Here is a 20,329-nt window from a genome sequence, read left to right on the forward strand (position 1 = left end):
GGCGTTCAGTCGGCGGGCTGGTCGAGCGCCGCGTCGACGAGTCGGTCGGTGAAGATGGCGACGCGGGCCGCAGCCTCATACTCGCACGCGAGACGATCGACGAGTTCGGCCACAGAGGGCGTGTCGGTGATCTGATCAACCCCCTGCCCTGCGCTCCAGATATCCCACCATGGGCGAACGCCGGGTGGCGCGGGCGTCAAGTCGTCTGCGGGGTCGAGCCCCGCCGCGACGAGCGAAGGGACCAGCCAATGGGCGGGCGCGCCTCCAAGTCTCGCGGTGTAAACGAGGTCGGCCGATGTCGCGGCGACCAGCATGGCCTTGTAGGCGTCCAAGACCGCCGCCTCGCGGGTGGCGATGAACCGCGTCCCCATGAAGGCCAGGTCTGCACCGAGGATTTCAGCGGCGCGGATCGCGGCGCCGGTCGACAGCGCCCCTCCCATCAGGACCGTCTTGTCGAAGCGAGCTCTGATCGCAGCCACAAGCGCCAGATGACTGATCCGGCCCGAATGGCCGCCCCCTCCGGCGCCGATGGCGTTGATGCCGTCCACCCCGACCGACATGGCTTTTTCCGCGAACTTCAGATTCACGGCGTCGGCATAGACCAAGAACCCCTTGTCGTGAGCGCGGCGGGTCAACTCTGTCGGATTGCCGGTCGCGTTGATGATGATCTCAACGCCGTAACGCCGGCAGGCCTCCAGGGTCTCTTCGAATTCCTGCGGCGGCAGGTTGGAGGCCATATTGACCGCGATGGCGCCTATGGGCGCCTCTGGCTCCTCGTCGCGCCGACGATCCAGAGCGTCCCGTATATCAGCCAGCCAGTGGACGAACTCCTCCAGCGATCGGGCGTTGTGCCGCGGCAGTCCGCCGATCACTCCCGCCAGACAGCATTCGCGCACGAGGTCGGGCCCCGAAACGCTGAACATCGGTCCGCAGACCAGAGGCAGGCGAAGCCCCGCGCGAATCTGGGGGGCCAGACTCATCGCCCGATGAACCTGGGCGGGCGTTTCTCCAGAAAGGCGCGGTTGCCCTCCTGACAGTCCTCTGTCGCCGGGATAGTCGTCTGCATAAGGCGTTCCCGAGCGAGACTCTCCTCGAACCGGCTTTCCCCGGCAGCCCAACACAACTCCCGCACGCCTGAGAGAGCGACGGTGGGTCCCTCGGCCAGTCTGACCGCCAGCGACAGCGCCCTCTGCGACAGGTCTGCGTCAGCTGTCACCTCGGTTACAAGTCCCCAGTCCAAGGCGCGTCTGGCGGGAAGCTTGTCCGCCAGCAGAAGCACCTGCATGGCGCGGGTGCGACCGATGGACCGCGTCAGCAAGGCGGCCACGCCGCCGTCCGGCGCCAGACCAATGCGCGCATAGGGCGCGAGGAAGTAGGCGCTTTCGCCGAGCACGATGACATCTCCCATCAGCGAGAGCGCCATGCCCAGCCCGGCGGCGGCGCCCTGGACCTGGACCACCAGAGGAATCTTCAGGTCGCGCAGGCGCTGGACCATCGGATTGTAATGCGCTTCCAGAATTAGACCGCCATCGACCTCCGGCCCCGGCGTGGCGCTGGGATCGGACAGGTCCACACCGGCGCAGAAGGCTCGCCCGTCGCCGGACAACAGGATGGCGCGGGCCTCCCTCTCCGCCAGATCGCACAAGACGATCAGCCGCGCGGCCATCGCCGGCGTCAGCGCATTGAGGCGCGATGCGGCGGCCAGGGTGATACGGGCGACGCCGCCCGTCAGATCATAGCGGACGTCATCGACCTCAGTCATGGCGCGGCCTGAAGAAGGGAACCCAGCCGTTTTCGACCTGCTGGAAAATCAACTCGACTCTCTGATCGATCGCGAGCCTGTCCGGCTCGGCCTCGACGATGTTGGTGAGGATGGACACCCCCTCCTCCAGGGTGACGTAGGCGATCACATAGGGGCCCTGCGGCCCCCTTCCCGTCAGGCTGTAGCTGTAGATGGTCCCGCGCCCCGACGAAGCCTTCCGCCCCACGTCCGCGCTGAAACAGAAGGGGCAGACCCGGCGGGGATAGTAGTGAACCTGATCGCAGGTCCGGCAATGGCCGAGTTGCAAGGCGCCTTCGGAGGAACGCCATTCGGCCTGACCCGACGTATCGACATCGTCCATCGTCATGCCTCCCGCTCCAGGATCAAAGTGCCGCCGATGTGTCGCGTGCCGAGGAAGCCTCCGGTGCCGTGGGCCAGGGCCAGAGCCAGATCCGGCACCTGGACCGCCGGGTGAGCCTCGCCGCGCAGTTGCCGCACCGCCTCGATGACCTTGGTCATCCCGCCCCGGTTGGCCGGATGGTTGTTGCAAAGACCGCCGCCGTCGGTGTTCACCGCAAGCGGACCCTGGCCGGAAATCAGTTTGCCGTCGGCGACGTATCGCCCTCCCTCGCCCTTGGCGCAGAAGCCCAGATCCTCGAGCTGCATCAGGACGGTGATGGTGAAGCTGTCGTAGATGGAGGCGTAGCGAATGTCCGCCGGCGTCACCCCGGCCTCGGCGAAGGCGGCGGCTCCGGAATCGCGGGCCGCGCTGTAAGTCAGATCGACGCGACCTCCGTCGAGGGTTTTGTAGGCTTCGCCTGATCCCCTGATCTTCACCTTGGGCCGATTGAGAGATCGTGCGACCTCGGGACTGGCGACGATCAGGGCGCCGCCGCCGTCGGTGACGACGCAGCAGTCCAGCTTGTGAAGCGGGTCTGCGATCATCGGCGATGCGAGCACATCCTCGATGGTGACTGTATCCCGAAGCATGGCGTGGGGATTGTGCTGGGCGTGGTGTGATGCCGCGACCTTGACCCAGGCGAGTTGTTCTGAGGTCGTGCCGAAAGCGTGCATGTGGCGGCGCGCCGCCAGGGCGTAGGCGTTGACGATGTTCAGACCAAACGGCGCCTCATAGGGCACCTCGGGCACGATCGGATCAGACAGAAAGGGCATCTCGCCCTGAAGCTCAACCCCGGTGCGCGGCCGTCCAGCGAGCGTGACCAGGGCCACGGAGCATTTGCCCATGGCGATCGCCGCCGCCGCATGGCCTGCGGCGATGATGTAGCCCGAGCCGCCGGTGCTGGTCGTGTCGATGTAGCGTGGACGCAGGCCCAGATACTCGGCCATCGAGACCGAGCCGAGGCCCGGCGCGTCGGTGCCGGTGAAATAGCCGTCCACATCGGCCAGCGTCAGGCCGGCGTCGGCCAGGGCGCCGGCGGCGACCTCGGCATGAAGTTGCGGGATGGTCTTGTTCGGCGCCTTGCGCAGCGGATGCTCATAGGCGCCGACGATGTAAGCGCGGCCGTTGATGCTCATCCCGGCCTCAATCGAAATAGAGGAAGACGATCTCGGCCGCCATCGCGGGCTTGTCCGAACCTTCCAATTGAATCTCGGTGGCCGTCGTGATCCGCAGGCCGGCGCCCTGAGGATCGGCGGCTATGACGGTCTGCGTCAGGCGGATGCGCGAATTGACCGGAACCGGAGCGAGGAAGCGGAGCTTGTTCAGCCCGACGTTCAGCACACGCGGCGAATCCACCGTGTAGATGGTCGGCTGCAGCTTCCCGAGCAGGGACAGCAGAAGATAGCCGTGTGCAATGGTCTTGCCGCCCGGCGCTTCTCGCGCAGCCCGTTCGACGTCGACATGAATCCACTGGTTGTCACCCGTGGCCTCGGCATAATCGTCGATCTGCTTTTGAGTAATTTCAAACCACTCGCCCGGCCCGATCGGCTTGCCGATCTCTGCGGCCAAGGCCTGGGCGTTCTCAAATCGTCTCATGGGGCCTCCGGCCGGTCGCTTCTTCGGCTGACCGTGCATCAGTGTTCGTAATGTGCGGGTGTCTTGCTGGCGACCTCTTCCGCAGTGACGCCCGGCGCCAGCTGCGTGAGACGGAACGGCGAGGAGCGGTCGGGGCGGCGGAAGACGGCCAGATCCGTAACGATCATATCCACCACGCCCACCCCGGTCAGTGGCAGGGAGCAGGACTTCAGGAATTTCGGCTCGCCGGATTTCGACGTGTGCTCCATCGTCACGATGACGCGCTTGACGCCCGCAACAAGGTCCATGGCGCCGCCCATACCCTTGATCATCTTGCCCGGTATCATCCAGTTGGCGATGTCGCCCGTCTCGCTGACCTCCATGGCGCCCAGGACGGTCAGGTCGATGTGACCGCCCCGGATCATCGCGAAGCTGTCCGAGGATGAGAAGAAGCTGGAGGACGGCAGGGCGCTGATGGTCTGTTTGCCGGCATTGATCAGGTCAGGGTCGACCTCGTCCTCGAACGGAAATGGGCCGATGCCCAGCATGCCGTTCTCGGACTGAAGGGTCACTGTCAGGCCGTCGGGAATACAGTTGGCGATCAGCGTCGGAATGCCGATGCCGAGATTGACGTAGAAGCCGTCCTCAAGTTCACGGGCCGCCTGGGCCGCCACCTCGGCGCGCGTCCAGCCCTTGGAAGCGAGTTGTCCGCTCATCCTGCCGCCCTTTTACGCACTGTGCGGAACTCGATGGTCTTTTCGTAAGGCTCCGGTCGCACGATCCGCTTCACATAAACACCCGGCACATGGATCTGGTCGGGGTCCAGGCTTCCGATGGGAACGATCTCCTCCACCTCCGCGATGGTCATACGGGACGACGTGGCGACCGGCTGATTGAAGTTGCGCGCGGTCTTCCTGAACACGAGATTGCCCGCTTCGTCGGCCCGCCAGGCCTTGACCAGCGCGATGTCGCCCACGATGCCGCGCTCCAGCAGGAAGGTCTGCCCGTCGAAATCCTTGGTTTCCTTGCCCTCGGCGACCTGAGTCCCGACGCCGGTGCGGGTATAGAATCCTGGTATGCCCGCACCGCCCGCCCGGATGCGCTCCGCCAGCGTCCCTTGCGGACAGAATTCGACCTCCAGCTCGCCGGCCAGATACTGACGCTCGAACTCCTTGTTCTCACCGACGTAAGACGAGATCATCTTGCGGATTTGCCGGGTGCGTAGAAGCTTGCCCAGACCCACGCCGTCGATCCCGGCGTTGTTGGACACGCAGACAAGACCGGCGGCCCCGGTGTCCCGGAGCGCGTCGATCAGGGCTTCCGGCACGCCGCATAGGCCAAAGCCTCCCACGCAGACTGTCATGCCGTCGCGGACCACGCCGTCCAGAGCCCGCGCCGCCGAAGGAAAAACCTTGCTCATGATCGGGTGTCAGTGACCGCCGCCGGCGTGCGCCCGGATCAAGGCGATCATCGCTTCCTGAAGGTCTTCCCCCGCAGCCTCCGCAGCCTTCTTGCCGTCGCACCACATCGACAGATCGGCCATCCCCTTTTCCGTATGGCGGTTCCAGTTCGGGTCGGTGGGCGTTGTGATCTCCAAACGGATGCCGTTCGGATCGCGGAAATAGATGCTGTAGATCAGACCGCCGTGGTCGGTCGGCCCCGTGATCTCGACCCCGTTCTGCAGCAGCCAGTCCTTCCAGCGATCGACCTCAGCGTGGTTCTTCACCTCAAGCGCGATATGATCGAAGATGTCGTAAGCCGGATGGCTGACAGGCGGCCTTTCCGGCAGCCCCGGAGCTTCGAAGAAGGCGATGGTCGAACCGTCGACCATGCGGAAGAAGATGTGGAAATAGGGAAAATTGTCGCCGGTCGAGGGGACGCTGTCGCCGACGACCGTGCTGGCCAGTTCCATGCCCATGATCCGCATATAGAAGTCTGCGGTCGTCTCCACGTCGTGAGTGACCCATGCGGCGTGGCTGAGCATCAGGGGCGTCAAACCCGGATTTTCCGGTCGAGTTTTGGTTTCGACAGTTGCGACCATGACCAATTTTCCAGCTTTCGGTGACTGGCCTCACTATCTCAGACCCATCGGACAGCCGCTGTCCCCCACGAGCGGGACGGCCGCGATTGCCAATCATTCTTATGTATAGAGCGCCGTTTCTTGGAGTGCATGATTGCCCTTGCCGAGCGAACCTTGCGTGTTACGCTAAGTTCAACATCTCACCCCTCGATGTCCGGCTTCGGCCAAGGTCATCGGAGAGAAGGCGAGGTACAGGGAGTCGAAATGAGCCATACTGCCGTGAGCATTCGGCCGTTAACCGGGCCGACAAGACTGCAATCTCTGATTGACGCGATCGGGGAGCAGGAATTCGAACTTGAGTTGCTTTCGTTGCTCAACGAAACCTGTGGCGCGGAGCATTGCGCGATCTTCGGCCTGGACGGCAGCGCGCCCCGCGAGTTGGCGGCCGCCAGCCTAGACGGCACGAACACCGCCCATGTGTGTGCGACCCAGTATCTGCAGACCCAATCCTGGCGGCGCGATCCCACAATGGGCGCCGCGCGGAAGCAGGGGCTCAACGACACTCCGAGCCTGATTCACCTGAATATCGGCCAGCTTGAGGATCAGGAACTGCGCGATGTGATCTACGCGCGCATGAGCGAACGGCTCCTGCTGTGCGGTCCCTCGGCCGCCGGACGTGTCGCGCTCAGCATTCTGAAATCCGGCAACGGGTCGTTGTTCGAATCGTCCGGCGTCATGGACTTGGAGCGGTTCGCGACCGTTCTGCTTCCGATCCTGGGCAAGCACGCCACGGCGACCTGGCAACGCAGCCGACTGCTGCTCGCCCTCACGTCTCTGGAAGAAATCGAGAGTTGCGTTCTGGCCTGCGCCGATAAATTCCCGCGCCGCGAAAGCCAGGTCTGCGCACGGATCGTCTATGGCATGTCGTCGACCGGCATCGCCATTGAACTAGGCATCAGCGAAGAGACGGTGATGACCTACCGCAAGCGTATCTATCAACGCCTAGGCATTGCGACCCAGCGCGAACTGCTGATCTGGTACGTTTCACAATGGGCCAAGGCCCCTCGCCTGGTCTCGCCGGCTTCGTCCGCCCGCCACTAGCCGCGCGGAGCGTCAGTCGGCCGCCCAGCCGGCGGTATCGCTTCCGGCCTTGACCACCGCCTTCATGTGGCGGTCGATCGAGCCGTACTGGTTTTCCAGCACCGTCGCGCGACGGAACAGATGACCGATGGCCAGTTCGTCGGTCATCCCCATGGCGCCGTGCATCTGAACCGCTTCCTGGGCGACATGACGAAGGGCCCGGGATATTCGGGCCTTGGATGCGGCCACCGCCGGTCTGCGCCGCTCCGGCTCGGCATCGGCCATTCCTGCGGCGAAGAAGGCCATGGCCTGCGCATGCTCATACTCGACCTGCATGTCTGCGAGCCGATGCTGCAGGACCTGGAAATCCGCGAGGAAGGCGCCGAACTGACGACGCTGTTCCAGATAGGCCAGGGTATCGGCGATCAGCCGACGCATGATGCCGACCGCTTCTCCGCACAAGGCGGCGGTGGCGCGATCGACGGCTTCTGCAAAGACCTCCGCGCCGCGACCGCCGCCTATCAGACACGCATCGGCTGACAGCGAGATGTTCTCGAAACGGACCTCGGAAGAGACCCGGCCGTCGATCGTGGGCCCGGACACCAACGCCACGCCGGGATGATCGGCGGCGAGGAGGAACACCGCCATGTCGCCCTCATCACCCGCGCGCGCCGTGACGAGAATGTGGGTCGCGCCCGGCAGGCCCGTGACGCGCGACTTGACGCCCCTCAACCGCCAGCCGCCCTCCACACGTGCCGCCGATGTAAACGGAACCGTCGGCGACATCGGCCCGTCCTCAAGATCGGCGATCGCCAGACGGACCTCGCCCGCGACGATCCCGGCAAGCAGATGACGTGCGACGTCGCCCTCAGCGCGCATCAGGACGGCCGCGCCGAGCACGCAGGTCTCCAGATAGGGTTCGACGACGAGGGCGCTCCCCAGCGCGTCCATCACCAGCATATGATCGACCGCGCCGCCGCCCAGACCGTCCGCCCATTCCGGCAAGCCCAGCCCGAGGATGCCGAGTTCGTGGGCGAAGTCGTTCCAGACCGTCGGCGACCACCGCTCAGGCGACGAGACAATCTTCAGGCGCGAGTCATGGTCGTAGCGGTCGCGCAGATAGGCCGTGATCACGTCGCGGATCTGACCCTGTTCCTCTGAGAGGTGGTACTGCAAATCGGGCCTCTCGGGATCAGACGCCGTATTGGCGGAGTTGTTTGAAGATGATGCCGCGCTGAACCTCGCTGGAGCCGCCGAAGATGGTGGCCGAGCGACCCATCATGTAGCTCAGCATGATCTCCGGCCCGCCCTGCGGCCCCGCGACGGGGAGGGTTCGGTCTTCCAGCCCGAGGCTCTGGTCGAGTCGGCCCCATTCGCCGAGCGCCAGCCGGCCGACTTCGGAAATCGCCTGCTCGATTTCGCTGCCGCGCAGCTTGAGCATCGAGGACATGCGGCTTTTCAGCCCCGGATCGGGCGCGGCGTCAGCCCTATGGATCAGGCATTCCAGCGCCAGAAGATCGACCTCCACCTCGGCGAGCCGTCGAGCGAAGATCGGATCGTCCATCATGACACCGTCGCCCTCATCGTCCGGTGAAGAAGCCGCTAGCGCCCGGACATGGCCCAGCCGCATGCGCAGATAGGCCGCGCCGGCGACGCCGTTCCGCTCATGCTGCAGAAGATATTTCCCGACCGTCCAGCCGTCGTTCTCCGCTCCGACCCGATTTGCGACCGGCACGCGGACGTCGTTGAAGAAGACCTCGTTGAGATGGTGCAGCCCGTCGATCGAATGGATCGGTCTGACGGTGATGCCCGGCGTCTTCATGTCCACCAGCAGGAAGGTGATGCCGGCCTGAGGCTTGCCTTCCGACGACGTTCGGACCAGGCAGAACATCCAGTCTGACCGGTGAGCGTAGCTAGTCCAGATCTTCTGGCCATTGACGACATAGTCGTCGCCGTGGCGCACGGCCTGGGTGCGCAGCGCGGCCAGATCGGAACCCGCGCCAGGCTCCGAATAACCCTGACACCAGACCACCTCTCCAGACCGAAGAGGCCCCAGGTGCCTCGCCTTCTGCTCGTCCGATCCCAGTGCAATCAGGACCGGACCGATCATCTGCAGATTGGGCGACAGCGCCGGGGCGTTGGCGCGCACCAGCTCTTCCTCGAAGATCGCCTGTTGTTCACGCGACCAGCCCGTGCCGCCATAGTCTTCGGGCCAGGTCGGAACCGCCCAGCCCCTCCCCGCCAGCCGCTTGTGCCAAGCCTGCTGCAGGTCCACGTCGAGCAGCATGATGGTGCGCGGCGCCGTCCGCATCTCGGGCGTCAGCGCGGCTTCCAGAAAGGCGCGCACCTCGGCGCGAAAGTCTTGGTCCGACATCGGGCATTCCTCGTGTTCGGCACGCGCCGCGACGATGCCGTGAGCCTTATCGTCCTTTTGCCGCTGACATCAGTCCCGGCTGTGTGGGACATCGAAGAGGATGAGCCCCGCCACGGCCGTCCCCCATAGACGGGACTGATGTCGGGGACGTTGAAAACTAAAGCTGCTGGCGTTCGCGTTCCACGCCGCGATCTCGCCTGACCCGCCTTGTCTTGAGGAGTGTACCGACCATGGCCGTCAACCTGCAGGGCCGCAGCGCCATCATCACCGGTGCAGGTGCCGGTCTGGGCCGGGAGTATGCGCTTCTTTTCGCCCGTCTCGGCGCGAAGGTGGTGGTCAACGACCTCGGCGTCAGTCTGAATGGAACCGGCGAAAACGCTTCGGCCGCCGATGCTGTCGTGGATGAAATCCGTGCGGCCGGAGGCGAGGCCGTCGCCAACCGGGCCAATATCGCCGATCCGATCGCCGCGCGCGGCGTCGTTCAGGCTGCAATCGACGCATTCGGGCGGCTGGACATCGTGGTCAACAACGCCGGCATCCTGCGGGACAGCAGCTTTCCCAAGATGACGGACGAAAATTTCACCGACGTCCTGAACGTGCATCTGTTCGGCGCCTATTACCTGACTCACGCGGCCTGGCCGGTGATGACGGCACAGAAGTACGGCCGCATCGTCTTCACGACTTCTCCAGCCGGGACCAACGGCAATTTCGGCCAATCGAACTACGGCGCGGCCAAACTCGGTCTGGTGGGAATGATGAACTGCCTGGCCCTGGAGGGACGCAAGCATGACGTCCTCGTCAACGCGATCTCGCCCAGCGCCCTGACCCGGATGACCGAGGGCGTCCCGATGGGGGAGCTGGCCCAATGGCTGCGCGCCGATCTGGTGGCCCCCGCCGTCGCCTGGCTCTCCAGCGAGGCTTGCACCGAGACCGCCCACATCATCTCAGCGGGAGGCGGGTTCTTCGCGCAGCACCGCATCTTCGAGACGCCCGGCGTACAGTTCGACCCCAAGGACGAGATTACCGTCGATATGTTCGATGAGGCCTTCTCAAGGATCGTCGACATCGAGGGCGCCAAGCCCGTCAAGCCGGGGCCGCTCGGGGATCTTGTACCGCGTCTGATCGCCATGGGGCGCATGAGCGCCGAGGCCTGACATGGCCTTCGAGCTCGACTTTGAATGGGTCCATGTGGCCTATGACGAGACCGCCAGATTCACCGAGACCTATGGATTCTCCGGCAACCAGGGGGCGGTGAATCTGGAAGGCGTCCGCATCAGACCGAAAGGCGTCCCGTCGGACACCTTGTTGATCTTCATGCACCCGGCCTCGACTTTGCAGTTGCTGCCCGTTCCGCGCGCCGCAGCCGCCCGAGGCGCGCATGTTCTGTGCGCCGCCAGTCGTTATGCCAAAAACGATACAGCGGCGATCCTCGAAAAGGTCCTTCTCGATCTCGGAGCCTATATTCGGCACGCCAAGACGACATGGGGCTACCAAAAGGTCGTTCTGGTGGGCTGGAGCGGCGGCGGGTCCCTGTCCCTGTTCTACCAGTCCCAAGCCGAAGCCCCGACGATCGAGGAGACGCCTGCAGGCGATCCTGTCGATCTGGTCGGCGCAGGACTGATCCCGGCAGACGCCGTCGTTTTCCAGGCCGCCCACATGTCGCGCAGCCAGTTGCTGGCCGACATCATCGATCCGTCCGTCCGGGATGAACTGAACCCCGACGATCGCGACCTCTCGCTGGACATTTACGACCCTGCCACCCCCCATCAGCCGCCCTATCCCGCCGACTTCATCGAGGCCTATCGTTCGGCCCAGACAGCGCGCATCCGGCGGATCACCGATCGCGTCAAGGAGACGCTGGAAGCGCTCCGTCGACGGAACACGGGCGAGTTGGAACGCGGGTTTATCACGCACCGGACCATGGCCGATCCGCGCTTCCTGGATTCGACCCTTGATCCCAACGCGCGCCGTATCGGTTGGTGCTATATGGGCGCGCCCGAGACCGTGAACAACGGGCCGGTGGGACTGGCGCGCTTCTCCACGCTCAGGTCCTGGCTGTCGCAATGGTCGCTGGACGACAGCAACGGCGACGGCCTGCTGTGCGCCGCGCGGATGAAGGCGCCCCTCCTGGTCATCGAGAATACGGCGGACGACGCGGTGCCCCAGCCGCACCCGCTCAGGATTTTCGAGGCCTCCGGCTCGGCGGACAAGACCTTCGCCGCCATCGAAGGGGCGACCCACTATTACGCGGGCCAACCCGAGTTGCTGGCCCAGGCGACCGACCTCACCCTTGGCTGGTTGGCCCAACGCAACCTCTACGATCCCAAATCCTGAAGGACCCGCCATGCCCGCATCCATTATCGGCTGGTCGCACACGCCCTTCGGCAAACATGACGGTGCCTCGCTCGAAACCCTGATCGTCGACGCCGCCACGGAAGCCCTGGCGCACGCAGGTCTCCAGGCCAGCGAGATCGATGAGATCGTGGTCGCCCATTTCAACAGCGGTTTCTCGCACCAGAGTTTCGCCGCCGGCCTGGCCCTGCAAGTGTCGCCCGACCTCCGATTCAAGCCGGCGACCCGTGTCGAGAACGCCTGCGCATCCGGGTCTGCCGCCGTCCACCAGGGAATTCGCGCCATCGAAGCCGGTCGGGCGCGGGCGGTTCTGGTGGTTGGGGTCGAGAAGATGACCGACACCCGTGGCGAAGCAGTGGGCCAAAACCTGCTGGGCGCCTCCTATATTGTCGAAGACGGCCAGGTCCGGGGCGGCTTCGCGGGACTGTTCGGCCAGATCGCCCAGGCCTATTTCGACCGATACGGGGATCAGTCCGACGCCCTCGCCATGATCGCCGCCAAGAACCACCGGAACGGGGTGAACAACCCTTGGGCGCAACTCCGAAAGGACCTGGGCTACGAATTCTGTCGCACCGAAAGCGAGCGAAATCCCCTTGTCGCAGGTCCTCTGAAACGCACCGATTGTTCGCCGGTGTCCGACGGGGCCGCCGCAATGGTTCTCGCTGGCGACGAACTGGCGCGGCGGTCGGCGCGTGCGGTCGGCTTCCGGGGCGCGGCGCATGTTCAGGACTTCATGCCGATGTCCCGTCGCGATCCGATCCTTTTCGAAGGCTGCGCCGAGGCGTGGAGACAGGCTTTCGACCAGGCCGGAGTCGCTCTTGATGATCTCAGCTTCGTGGAGACCCACGACTGTTTCACCATCGCCGAACTCATCGAGTACGAGGCCATGGGGCTAACGCCTCGCGGCCAGGGCGCGGTCGCGATCAAGGAGGGATGGACGCAGATGGACGGCAAGCTGCCGATCAATCCATCCGGCGGTCTGAAGGCGAAGGGCCATCCGATCGGCGCCACCGGCGTGTCCATGCATGTCCTGTCCGCAATGCAGCTTTGCGGGGTTGCGCCAGACGGCATGCAGGTGCCCTCGCCAAGCCTCGCCGGGGTCTTCAACATGGGCGGCACCGCGGTGGCCAACTACGCTAGCATTCTGGAACGCACACGCTGATGACCGCCGACATGCTGACACCCGCCCACGGCGTGGCAACGCCGGATCACGCCGATGGTCTGGCCCTTTTCACAGCGGCGGTTCGGGCCGCGCCCGATCGCCCCTGCGTCCACTACTTCGATGCGACCTTGACCTATGCGGACATCGACCTCGCCAGCGACAGGCTGGCTGCGGCGTTCCAGGGCGCGGGCGTGATCAAGGGCGATCGCGTCGCCGGATACATGCAGAATATTCCGCAGTTCCTGATCGTCCTGATCGCGACCTGGAAATGCGGTGGCGTTTTCGTGTCAGTCAACCCGATGAACCGCAGCCGGGAATTGGGATTGATTCTGGATGACGCCACGCCCCGCGTGCTGGTGATGGAATCGGCCCTGATGGAGGCGGCGTATGATCGGCTGGAGCTGAACGTACACCGGCCGTCCCTGGTCCTGAGCACGTCCGGTTGGGCCTTTCAGAGCGCGCCGGACACGCGGCTCTTCGTCGGCCCACCGCCGCCGACACCGGCAGGAACGACGGACCTTTTCGACTTCATGGGCGCGGCCGATACGAAACCAACGCCGGTATCCATCGCGCCCGACGACGTCGCGATGCTCGTCTATACGTCCGGCACCAGTGGTCGGCCGAAGGGCGCGATCAACCTGCACAGGGGCGTCGCCTGGGGCGGGCAGTTGTCGCGGACGTCGCAGGACCTCCCGGACCACGTCACGACTCTGGCCATAGCCCCCCTGTTCCATATCGCCGGCCTGATCATGACGGCCGCAAGCACCATCCACGCCAAGGGCGCCCTGATCCTGAGCTACCGATTCGATCCGGCCATCGTGATCGAGGCCATCGCGCGCCATAGGCCGCAGACGACCTCGGGGTCGGTCACGGTCTATATCGCCCTGATGAATGCGCCGGGCGCGACGGGAGACATCCTGTCCAGCATCACCAAGCCCTTCAGCGGCGGCGCCCCGGTGCCGGTGTCCGTCGTTGAGCAGTACCTGAACTATTCAGGGTGCATGCTGAGGACGGGATACGGCCTCACCGAGACGACCGGCGGCGCCTTCATGGAGCCGACCGATGGATCGCGGAAGATCGATCCAGCCACAAACACCCTGTCGGTCGGCAAGCCTGTCGCCACGTTCCGGGTCCATATCCTGGACGACGACGGCGCCCCTCTGCCCGCTGGCGAAGCCGGAGAGATCGTCTTGTCGGGGCCGGCCGTGTCGCCGGGCTATTGGAACGATCCGGCAGTCACCGCCGAGGCGATGCGCCCGGAAGGCTTCCATACTGGCGACGTCGGATTTCTGGACGAGGATGGATGGCTGTTCATCATCGACCGCAAGAAGGACATGATCATCGCCGGCGGCTACAAGATCTGGCCGCGCGAAGTCGAAGACGTGATCTACAGCCACCCCGCCGTGAGAGAAGCGGCGGTGATCGGCGTGGCCGACGACTATCGCGGAGAGACTGTGAAGGCGATCGTCAGCCTGAGGCCCGGCGCCGCGCTGGAGCCGGCCGATTTGATCGCCTTCTGCAAGGCGCGCATGGCCGCCTACAAATACCCGCGCCTGGTCGAAATCATCGCAGACCTGCCCAAGAGTCCGGCAGGCAAGATCCTGAAGCGCGAACTCAAATCCTGAAGATGAGACGCCCAGACGAAAGGCCCGGCGATCTCTTCGCCGGGCCTTTTTATGTGGACAATGTCGACCTATTCGATGTCGGACGGCATGCGGCGACCCGCGCGAGTGCAGATGAAGGCCCGACCGCGAGCCGAGCTCGAACCCGCGGTATGATGTGAAATTTCAGGCGGTATAGACGCCCGCCTCAAGCAGACGCTTCGACTGCAGGTCGGCGCCGCCGTGACGGTTGAAATATCCGACGGACAGGGCGCCATCGACGGGCAGGATGACCCCGCTCTGATAGGCTGCGGCATCGCTGAGAAAGCCCAGGCAGGCGTGGGCGATGTCATCCACCTCGCCGATCCGTCCCATCGGCGTGCGGTCGGTGACGACGTCGAAGAAGTAGTCGGGCAGTCCTCGCCGAACGAGCGGCGTATCGACGATGGTCGGCGCCACGGCGTTCACCCGCACCCCGTGGCGGCCCCATTCCAGGGCCAGGTTCTTCACCATGCCGTGGACGGCGTATTTTGAGGTCGAATAGGCGATGCGGCCGGCATGCGCGCCCATTCCATCCAGCGAACCGATGACCACGATCGAACCACTTCCTCGCGCGATCATCCCGCGTCCAAAGGCCTGACAACACAGGAAGGCGCCCAGGACGTTCACATCCATGACGCGGTTCCAGTCCTCCACGGAATAGGTTTCGGCCGGGGCCGCGAACGACGTCCCGGCGCAGGCGACCAGGCCGTGAACGTCCCCGAACCGGTCCAAGGTCCGCTCTGCGGCGGCCGCGACCGCATCCGGGTCCGCCACGTCTGCGGGGATGCCGAGCACCTTGACGCCTGTCTTCTCGACCTCGGCGACGACCTCCGCGATCCGGTCCTCGCTCAGGTCCATAAGCGCGATGTCGGCACCGGCGACGGCCAGACGCCGAACCGTCGCCAGACCGATGCCCGACGCGCCGCCCGTCACCACCACCGTCCGGCCTGCGAGCCCATAATCCATGATCGCCTCCTCACGACGGCCCTTTCTAAAGCGGGAGCCCTGCACGCTCGCAGACTTCCGCCAGGCCGTTGAGAGGACCATCCCCTCCGAAGGGGACGCGGGGCGCCCCGTTGGGCGGGGACAGACCCCCCGCAGCGCATGGCGGACGATGGGGCCTGAAAGGAACCGCCATGTTTCCCAATACAGTCGACGTCATCATCGTGGGGTCCGGCGCGGGCGGTCTGACCGCCGGCGTCACCGCCGCACATCACGGCCTGTCGGTGCTGGTGCTGGAAAAGGCCGACGCAATCGGAGGCACGACCGCCTGGTCGGGCGGCGGCGTCTGGATTCCGACCAATCATCTCATGGAGGCCGCAGGCGAGCCGGACAGCCCGGAAAAGGCGCAGACCTACATCCAGGCGGTGCTCGGCAATCACTACGACAGCGGGATGGCGCGCGCCTTCGTGCGGCACGCCGCCGATGCGGTGCGGTTCCTTGAGACGGAGACGCCGTCCGTGCGTTTCGTCAGCTACGCAGGTTCGGACTATCATCCCGATCTGCCGGGCGCGGCACACAAGGCGCGCACCCTTCTGCCCAAACCGTTCGACGGTCGCCGCCTGGGCCCGTGGCTGAAGCGTCTGCGGCGCCCCAAGCCTGAGATGACCGTCTTCAACGGCATGCAGATCGAGACGGCGGAGATACGCGACTTCCAGAACATCCTGCGGTCGCCATCCGCCTTCCTGCGCTGCTTCGGATTGATGGCGCGATACGGGAAGGATGTCGTCGTTCACGGCCGAGGCACGCGGATGATCCGGGGGACCGCCCTGGCCGCCGCCATGCTGGAAGCGGCGCTGGACAAGGGTGTGGATATTCGTACCGGCGTGACCGTGCGCGGGCTGGTGCGCCAGGGGAAGCGGGTTGCGGGGGTCGAGGTGGAGACCGTGTCCGGCAGGATAACGATCAACGCGCGGCGCGGCGTCGTCCTGGCGACCGGTGGCCTCTCCGCTAGTCCTGAGCTGCGTTCCACCCTCATCCCTGACGCGGCGCATCACCAGCAGGTGCTTCCCCGAGAGAACACCGGCGACGGAGCCGTCTATGCGCGCGACGTCGGTGCGGTTCTGGGCGGTGACGTCGGCTCCAACGCCATCTTCGCGCCGGCCTCAAGCCGAAGGCTCAAGTCCGGCGAAACGAGCGTCTATCCGCACTTCGGCTTCGACCGCTGCAAGCCCGGCGCCCTGATCGTGGGGGCGGACGGCCGTCGTTTCGTCAACGAAGGCGAGTCCTACCACACCCTGGTCAAGCGCATGCACGAGCGAGGCGTTTCGCCCGCCTGGCTGATCGGGGACCACCCCTTCCTTCGCGCCTATGGCATGGGCATGGCCCGTGCAGCCCCCTATCCCTACAAGTCCTTCGTTCGCGAGGGTTATCTGATCCAGGCCGACACCCTGGAAGCGCTGGCGGCGAAAATCGGCGTGAACCCGAAAGGGTTGCTCGAAAGCGCCGCCAACATGAACCGTTATGCCGCATCCGGCATCGACGAGGAGTTCGGTAAGGGATCGGACATCTACACGCGCGTTCTGGGTGACGCCGAGCACGGGCCGAACCCCAGCCTGGGACAGATCCGCACCGCCCCCTTCTATGCACTGGCGTTGCGCCCGACCGATGTCGGGGCCAGCCTGGGGATCGCCATCAACGCCGATGGACAGGCCGTGGACGCGAACGGCGCCCCGATCGCCGGCCTCTATGCAGCAGGACTGGACGCCCACGCCGCCCTGCGCGGCTACTACCCCGGGGCGGGAACCCAGATCGGTCAAGCCATCGCCTTCGGCTACGCCGCCGGTCGGGCCTTGAGCAGAACCTGAGGCGCGCCGGCGGCGGCCCCGGCCACCGTCTTTCGCAGGTTCAGAGCGCCAGACCGCCGTCCACGTTGACCACGGCGCCGGTGATGTAGCGGGCCGCATCGCTGAACAGCCAGGCCACGGTCTCGCCGACTTCGTCCGGCTGGCCGACCCGACCGAGCGGCATGACGCGACTGGCGAAGATCTTGCTGTCGTCGCCTGCGCCGCTGCCGCGTTGACTGGTGGCGCGGAAGGCCGGGGTGTCGATCAGACCGGGTGCGACGCCGTTCACGCGGATGCCCGCCGGTCCCAGGTCGGCGGCGGCGTTCTTCACTACCCCGATGAGGGCGTATTTGGACACGCTATAGACGCCCAAGGCCGGCGAGGGCCGCAACCCGGCCGTGGACGCGGTGAAGACGATGGAGCCTCGTCCCTGCTCGATCATCGTCGGCGTCACCGCCTGCATCGACAGAAGCGCCCCTTTGACATTGATGCCGATGACCCGGTCGAAATCCTCGAGCGAAGCTGACCGCAGTGGGCCGCCTTGGCCCACGACGCCTGCATTGCTGTGCAGTCCGTCGATCCGGCCGAAGCGGGCCAGTGTCTGACGCACGGCCTCATGCGTTTGAGCCGCGTCGGCGACATCGGCCTGCACCAGCAGGATGCGATCCTCATCGAGACCTTCGGCCGAAGCGCGCAGCAGGTCGCCGTCGTAATCGACCAGACAGACCTGGTATCCCTGACGGACCAGAACACGCGCGGTCGCCTCGCCAATGCCGCTGGCGGCGCCGGTCACGATGGCGACGGGGTTGTCGGAAACTGAAGTCATACGTCCTCTCGGGGAAATCGGGAGCCGTCCAGCGATCAGGCACCGCGCGCGCCGTCGATCTGATAGACGGCGCCGCTGACGAAGGTGGATTCCGGTCCCAGAAGCCAGACGATCAGATTGGCCGCCTCCTCCGGCGTGCCGGCGCGGCCCATCGGCATGGACTTGAGCTTCTCGTCGTAAGACGGTCCTCCGGGCACATGCAGGGCGGCGTTGCTGGATCGCAGCAGATCCGTCTCGATCGCGCCCGGCGCGACGCTGTTGACGCGAATGCCGCGCGGCGCGAGCTCGACCGCCAGGGTCTTGGTCAGGCCGATGACCGCCGCCTTGGACGCGCCATACAATCCCATACCCGGCGCGGCCCGTATGCCGAACAGCGACGACATGTTCACGATGGAGGCCCCCTCGGTCATGTGCATCGCCGCCGCCTTGATCGCCACGAAGGCCGCGCGAAAGTTGACGGCGAAAACGAAATCGAGATCGTCCAGGGTCGAGTCCAGCGCCGGCCCTGAACGCCCCGTCACCCCGGCGTTGTTGTGGAGCATGTCGATGCGGCCCCACCGTTCGACTGTCCCCGCGACGAACGCCTCGATCTGTTCTGGGGCGGTCACGTCCGCCACAATGGCGTGGGTGCGTTCGCCAAGGCTGTCAGCGACGCGATACAGGGCTTCCGGGTCGCGATCGACCAGACAGACCTTCGCCCCCTCGGCGACGAGGCGACGCGAGACCGCCTCCCCCATGCCGCGGGCTGCGCCGGTGACGATGGCCACCCGATCCTGGAACCCGGTCTGGCTCATGACGGACTCGATCCTTGCGTGACACGCAGGGTGGTCGGCCAGGTCACATTCTTCGGGCCGGGCTGATTGTGGCGTTCGACGGCGACGGCCACATGGGCCAACGCCATGAGCATCTTGAAGAGCGTCGCGCTCTCGGCGGGGATCGCATCCAGAGGATACTGTTCCAGATGCTCCAAGGCTGCGTTCGCACGCGGCTCCATGACGTCGTAAAAGGCGCGGATGTCGTCCATGCCGCTCTCGAAACGGGCTTCGAACCGCGCCTGAAAATCGTCGCGTGACCAGGCGTCGACGAAGGGCTCCAGCGCTTCGAACCCTGTGGGCAGACGGCTCATCCTTCGACCTCGGCCATCGCTTCGGCCACAGTCCTCGCGTGGGTCCAGCGCCGGATATGCTCGGCCGCGTGCTGGATCATCGCCTCGCTTTCAGAGAGCTGCATATAGTCCGTGCCCCGCGAGTTCACGCCCCGCTGCGTCCGCTCCACGTTGCTCAGGTCTTCCAGCACGATGTCCACCGCGTGGGCCATGCGGTGTTCGATCGCGAACCGCTCGCGCACGCTTAACGGCTTGCCGACATAGAACCGCGCTTCGTGGCGGGTCTCGTTGACGCTGATCGGCCAGAACTGATGGGTGAAAAATCCAAGCGGATTGGCGTCCAGATGGGTGTTCGGAAAGACGTAGTTGACGTCCATCGACCAGTCCCGGGTCTTGGTCGGATTGATCGCCGGATGCTGGTTGAAGCGGGCGATCGCCGCGCGGCCTTCTTCCGACCTATGGGACGGATTGAAGGCCAGTTTCTCGACGGTCTGATCTTCGCGCGGCGCATAGTCGCCGTAGCCGTACATGGAGTTGACGCCGTGCGGGCCGATGCCGCGAATCTCCAGCGGCCGTCCGAATGGATTGTCCGAGCTGGCGAAGCGGGGCTTCAGGCTGACCGCGTGGATCGCCGGTATATGATAGGCCTCGGCGAAGGCGTCGGCGACGATCTTCCAGTTACACTTCAGATGGGTCTGGATGACGATGGCGTCATGGGCGTTGATGTAATCGATGCCGCCCAGATAGTCTTTCAGGTCGCCTAAATAGTCCTCCAGCGACACTTCCGGCTCGCGCTGGAAGTTCAGGAAAATCCACCCGTCCCAGATTTGAAGGTGGATAGGCGGCAGGCCGCATCTGGACTTGTCCAGACCGGGGAACGCCGCTTGGTCCGGCACGCCGCGAACCGTTCCATCCGTCGAGAATGACCAGTTGTGGTAGCGACAGACGAAGACCGGCGTCGATCCGCGCTCTTCCCAGACGACCTGGTTCGCGCGGTGTGGGCAGACGTTGTAAAAGGCGCGAACGACCCCGTCCTTTCCGCGCACGATCAGCGCCGCGGCATCCAGAATTTCCACCTGTTTGACGACGAAGTCGCCCGGCTTGGCCACCTCCTCCTCGCGTCCGACGAGCAGCCAGGCACGGCCGAACAGGTTTGTCTTCTCCGCCGAGAAGATTTCGGCGGATCGATACGGTTCCAGAGGAACGGCGCCGGGCGGCAACGGCTGTGAGGCGGACGACGGCAT

The 20,329-nt window shown here is 65.2% G+C and carries 21 protein-coding genes; 6 read left to right on the top strand and 15 right to left on the bottom strand.

What is annotated here, in order from left to right; all coding sequences use genetic code 11:
- Positions 1-5: 5 nt before the first annotated feature.
- From SH203_RS03405 to SH203_RS03440, 8 genes are all read right to left on the bottom strand, one after another.
- A complete protein-coding gene (locus SH203_RS03405) occupies positions 6-980 on the bottom strand; it encodes a nitronate monooxygenase family protein (protein WP_087119422.1) in 975 nt (324 codons plus the stop codon).
- Positions 977-1,762 carry an enoyl-CoA hydratase-related protein gene (locus SH203_RS03410; protein WP_087119423.1) on the bottom strand — a complete coding sequence of 262 codons (786 nt, stop codon included), beginning with the start codon at positions 1,760-1,762 and terminating at the stop codon, positions 977-979. The genes SH203_RS03405 and SH203_RS03410 overlap by 4 nt, the downstream gene beginning before the upstream one ends.
- Positions 1,755-2,129, bottom strand: coding sequence for a Zn-ribbon domain-containing OB-fold protein (locus SH203_RS03415; protein WP_087119424.1), 375 nt, complete (start codon positions 2,127-2,129; stop codon positions 1,755-1,757). Before SH203_RS03415 ends, SH203_RS03410 begins: the two co-directional genes overlap by 8 nt.
- Entirely contained in the window at positions 2,126-3,298 is a 1,173-nt protein-coding gene (locus tag SH203_RS03420; RefSeq protein ID WP_087119425.1) for a thiolase domain-containing protein, read from the bottom strand. Before SH203_RS03420 ends, SH203_RS03415 begins: the two co-directional genes overlap by 4 nt.
- Before the next feature lie 7 nt (positions 3,299-3,305).
- Positions 3,306-3,731: a MaoC family dehydratase gene (locus SH203_RS03425; protein WP_200808775.1), complete on the bottom strand. Its 426-nt coding sequence runs from the start codon at positions 3,729-3,731 to the stop codon at positions 3,306-3,308.
- A 65-nt stretch (positions 3,732-3,796) separates the two neighbouring features.
- Entirely contained in the window at positions 3,797-4,453 is a 657-nt protein-coding gene (locus tag SH203_RS03430; protein ID WP_087119427.1) for a 3-oxoacid CoA-transferase subunit B, read from the bottom strand.
- Positions 4,450-5,157 (bottom strand): CoA transferase subunit A, encoded by a 708-nt coding sequence (locus SH203_RS03435; protein WP_200808776.1) that lies wholly within the window; start codon positions 5,155-5,157, stop codon positions 4,450-4,452. Before SH203_RS03435 ends, SH203_RS03430 begins: the two co-directional genes overlap by 4 nt.
- 9 nt (positions 5,158-5,166) lie before the next feature.
- Positions 5,167-5,778 (bottom strand): VOC family protein, encoded by a 612-nt coding sequence (locus SH203_RS03440; RefSeq protein WP_200808777.1) that lies wholly within the window; start codon positions 5,776-5,778, stop codon positions 5,167-5,169.
- A 243-nt stretch (positions 5,779-6,021) separates the two neighbouring features.
- On the opposite strand from SH203_RS03440, the gene SH203_RS03445 reads away from it, so the two are divergent.
- The gene (locus tag SH203_RS03445; protein ID WP_159457527.1) at positions 6,022-6,858 is read left to right on the top strand and encodes a helix-turn-helix transcriptional regulator; all 837 of its coding nucleotides are present in this window, start codon (positions 6,022-6,024) and stop codon (positions 6,856-6,858) included.
- A 12-nt stretch (positions 6,859-6,870) separates the two neighbouring features.
- Here the strand turns inward: SH203_RS03445 and SH203_RS03450 are convergent, their stop codons facing one another.
- Positions 6,871-8,013, bottom strand: coding sequence for an acyl-CoA dehydrogenase family protein (locus SH203_RS03450; RefSeq protein ID WP_087119430.1), 1,143 nt, complete (start codon positions 8,011-8,013; stop codon positions 6,871-6,873).
- A gap of 16 nt (positions 8,014-8,029) precedes the next feature.
- On the bottom strand, positions 8,030-9,211 hold the full coding sequence (locus SH203_RS03455; RefSeq protein ID WP_087119431.1) for an acyl-CoA dehydrogenase family protein: 1,182 nt from the start codon (positions 9,209-9,211) through the stop codon (positions 8,030-8,032).
- Between the two features lie 230 nt (positions 9,212-9,441).
- On the opposite strand from SH203_RS03455, the gene SH203_RS03460 reads away from it, so the two are divergent.
- From SH203_RS03460 to SH203_RS03475, 4 genes are read left to right on the top strand one after another with little or no spacing between them, the layout of a single operon-like run.
- Positions 9,442-10,365: an SDR family NAD(P)-dependent oxidoreductase gene (locus SH203_RS03460; RefSeq protein ID WP_087119432.1), complete on the top strand. Its 924-nt coding sequence runs from the start codon at positions 9,442-9,444 to the stop codon at positions 10,363-10,365.
- A gap of 1 nt (position 10,366) precedes the next feature.
- Positions 10,367-11,545 carry a S9 family peptidase gene (locus SH203_RS03465; protein WP_087119433.1) on the top strand — a complete coding sequence of 393 codons (1,179 nt, stop codon included), beginning with the start codon at positions 10,367-10,369 and terminating at the stop codon, positions 11,543-11,545.
- A complete protein-coding gene (locus SH203_RS03470) occupies positions 11,502-12,725 on the top strand; it encodes an acetyl-CoA acetyltransferase (protein WP_234989358.1) in 1,224 nt (407 codons plus the stop codon). The genes SH203_RS03465 and SH203_RS03470 overlap by 44 nt, the downstream gene beginning before the upstream one ends.
- Positions 12,725-14,350 carry a class I adenylate-forming enzyme family protein gene (locus SH203_RS03475; RefSeq protein WP_087119435.1) on the top strand — a complete coding sequence of 542 codons (1,626 nt, stop codon included), beginning with the start codon at positions 12,725-12,727 and terminating at the stop codon, positions 14,348-14,350. The genes SH203_RS03470 and SH203_RS03475 overlap by 1 nt, the downstream gene beginning before the upstream one ends.
- A 162-nt stretch (positions 14,351-14,512) precedes the next feature.
- On the opposite strand, the gene SH203_RS03480 is transcribed toward SH203_RS03475, so the two are convergent.
- A complete protein-coding gene (locus tag SH203_RS03480; RefSeq protein WP_159457529.1) occupies positions 14,513-15,334 on the bottom strand; it encodes an SDR family NAD(P)-dependent oxidoreductase in 822 nt (273 codons plus the stop codon).
- Between the two features lie 170 nt (positions 15,335-15,504).
- Here SH203_RS03480 and SH203_RS03485 point away from each other — a divergent pair, with 170 nt between their 5' ends.
- Positions 15,505-17,175 carry an FAD-dependent oxidoreductase gene (locus tag SH203_RS03485; RefSeq protein ID WP_087119437.1) on the top strand — a complete coding sequence of 557 codons (1,671 nt, stop codon included), beginning with the start codon at positions 15,505-15,507 and terminating at the stop codon, positions 17,173-17,175.
- Positions 17,176-17,215: 40 nt separating this feature from the next.
- On the opposite strand, the gene SH203_RS03490 is transcribed toward SH203_RS03485, so the two are convergent.
- The 4 genes from SH203_RS03490 to SH203_RS03505 are packed head-to-tail and all read right to left on the bottom strand — an operon-like array spanning position 17,216 to position 20,329.
- A complete protein-coding gene (locus SH203_RS03490; protein ID WP_087119438.1) occupies positions 17,216-17,980 on the bottom strand; it encodes an SDR family NAD(P)-dependent oxidoreductase in 765 nt (254 codons plus the stop codon).
- A 35-nt stretch (positions 17,981-18,015) separates the two neighbouring features.
- The gene (locus tag SH203_RS03495) at positions 18,016-18,774 is read right to left on the bottom strand and encodes an SDR family NAD(P)-dependent oxidoreductase (RefSeq protein ID WP_087119439.1); all 759 of its coding nucleotides are present in this window, start codon (positions 18,772-18,774) and stop codon (positions 18,016-18,018) included.
- A complete protein-coding gene (locus tag SH203_RS03500) occupies positions 18,771-19,106 on the bottom strand; it encodes a hypothetical protein (protein WP_087119440.1) in 336 nt (111 codons plus the stop codon). Before SH203_RS03500 ends, SH203_RS03495 begins: the two co-directional genes overlap by 4 nt.
- Entirely contained in the window at positions 19,103-20,329 is a 1,227-nt protein-coding gene (locus SH203_RS03505) for an SRPBCC family protein (protein WP_087119441.1), read from the bottom strand. Before SH203_RS03505 ends, SH203_RS03500 begins: the two co-directional genes overlap by 4 nt.

This window comes from Brevundimonas sp. SH203, assembly GCF_002157625.1.
In the GTDB taxonomy this organism is placed as follows: Bacteria; Pseudomonadota; Alphaproteobacteria; order Caulobacterales; family Caulobacteraceae; genus Brevundimonas.

Excerpts from the sequence above, each read along its gene's own strand:
- SH203_RS03405 (WP_087119422.1), bottom strand. The coding sequence starts at position 980 with ATGAGTCTGGCCCCCCAGATTCGCGCGGGGCTTCGCCTGCCTCTGGTC.
- SH203_RS03410 (WP_087119423.1), bottom strand. The coding sequence starts at position 1,762 with ATGACTGAGGTCGATGACGTCCGCTATGATCTGACGGGCGGCGTCGCC.
- SH203_RS03415 (WP_087119424.1), bottom strand. The coding sequence starts at position 2,129 with ATGACGATGGACGATGTCGATACGTCGGGTCAGGCCGAATGGCGTTCC.
- SH203_RS03420 (WP_087119425.1), bottom strand. The coding sequence starts at position 3,298 with ATGAGCATCAACGGCCGCGCTTACATCGTCGGCGCCTATGAGCATCCG.
- SH203_RS03430 (WP_087119427.1), bottom strand. The coding sequence starts at position 4,453 with ATGAGCGGACAACTCGCTTCCAAGGGCTGGACGCGCGCCGAGGTGGCG.
- SH203_RS03435 (WP_200808776.1), bottom strand. The coding sequence starts at position 5,157 with ATGAGCAAGGTTTTTCCTTCGGCGGCGCGGGCTCTGGACGGCGTGGTC.
- SH203_RS03440 (WP_200808777.1), bottom strand. The coding sequence starts at position 5,778 with ATGGTCGCAACTGTCGAAACCAAAACTCGACCGGAAAATCCGGGTTTG.
- SH203_RS03445 (WP_159457527.1), top strand. The coding sequence starts at position 6,022 with ATGAGCCATACTGCCGTGAGCATTCGGCCGTTAACCGGGCCGACAAGA.
- SH203_RS03455 (WP_087119431.1), bottom strand. The coding sequence starts at position 9,211 with ATGTCGGACCAAGACTTTCGCGCCGAGGTGCGCGCCTTTCTGGAAGCC.
- SH203_RS03460 (WP_087119432.1), top strand. The coding sequence starts at position 9,442 with ATGGCCGTCAACCTGCAGGGCCGCAGCGCCATCATCACCGGTGCAGGT.
- SH203_RS03465 (WP_087119433.1), top strand. The coding sequence starts at position 10,367 with ATGGCCTTCGAGCTCGACTTTGAATGGGTCCATGTGGCCTATGACGAG.
- SH203_RS03475 (WP_087119435.1), top strand. The coding sequence starts at position 12,725 with ATGACCGCCGACATGCTGACACCCGCCCACGGCGTGGCAACGCCGGAT.
- SH203_RS03480 (WP_159457529.1), bottom strand. The coding sequence starts at position 15,334 with ATGGATTATGGGCTCGCAGGCCGGACGGTGGTGGTGACGGGCGGCGCG.
- SH203_RS03485 (WP_087119437.1), top strand. The coding sequence starts at position 15,505 with ATGTTTCCCAATACAGTCGACGTCATCATCGTGGGGTCCGGCGCGGGC.
- SH203_RS03490 (WP_087119438.1), bottom strand. The coding sequence starts at position 17,980 with ATGACTTCAGTTTCCGACAACCCCGTCGCCATCGTGACCGGCGCCGCC.
- SH203_RS03495 (WP_087119439.1), bottom strand. The coding sequence starts at position 18,774 with ATGAGCCAGACCGGGTTCCAGGATCGGGTGGCCATCGTCACCGGCGCA.
- SH203_RS03500 (WP_087119440.1), bottom strand. The coding sequence starts at position 19,106 with ATGAGCCGTCTGCCCACAGGGTTCGAAGCGCTGGAGCCCTTCGTCGAC.
- SH203_RS03505 (WP_087119441.1), bottom strand. The coding sequence starts at position 20,329 with ATGCCGTCGTCCGCCTCACAGCCGTTGCCGCCCGGCGCCGTTCCTCTG.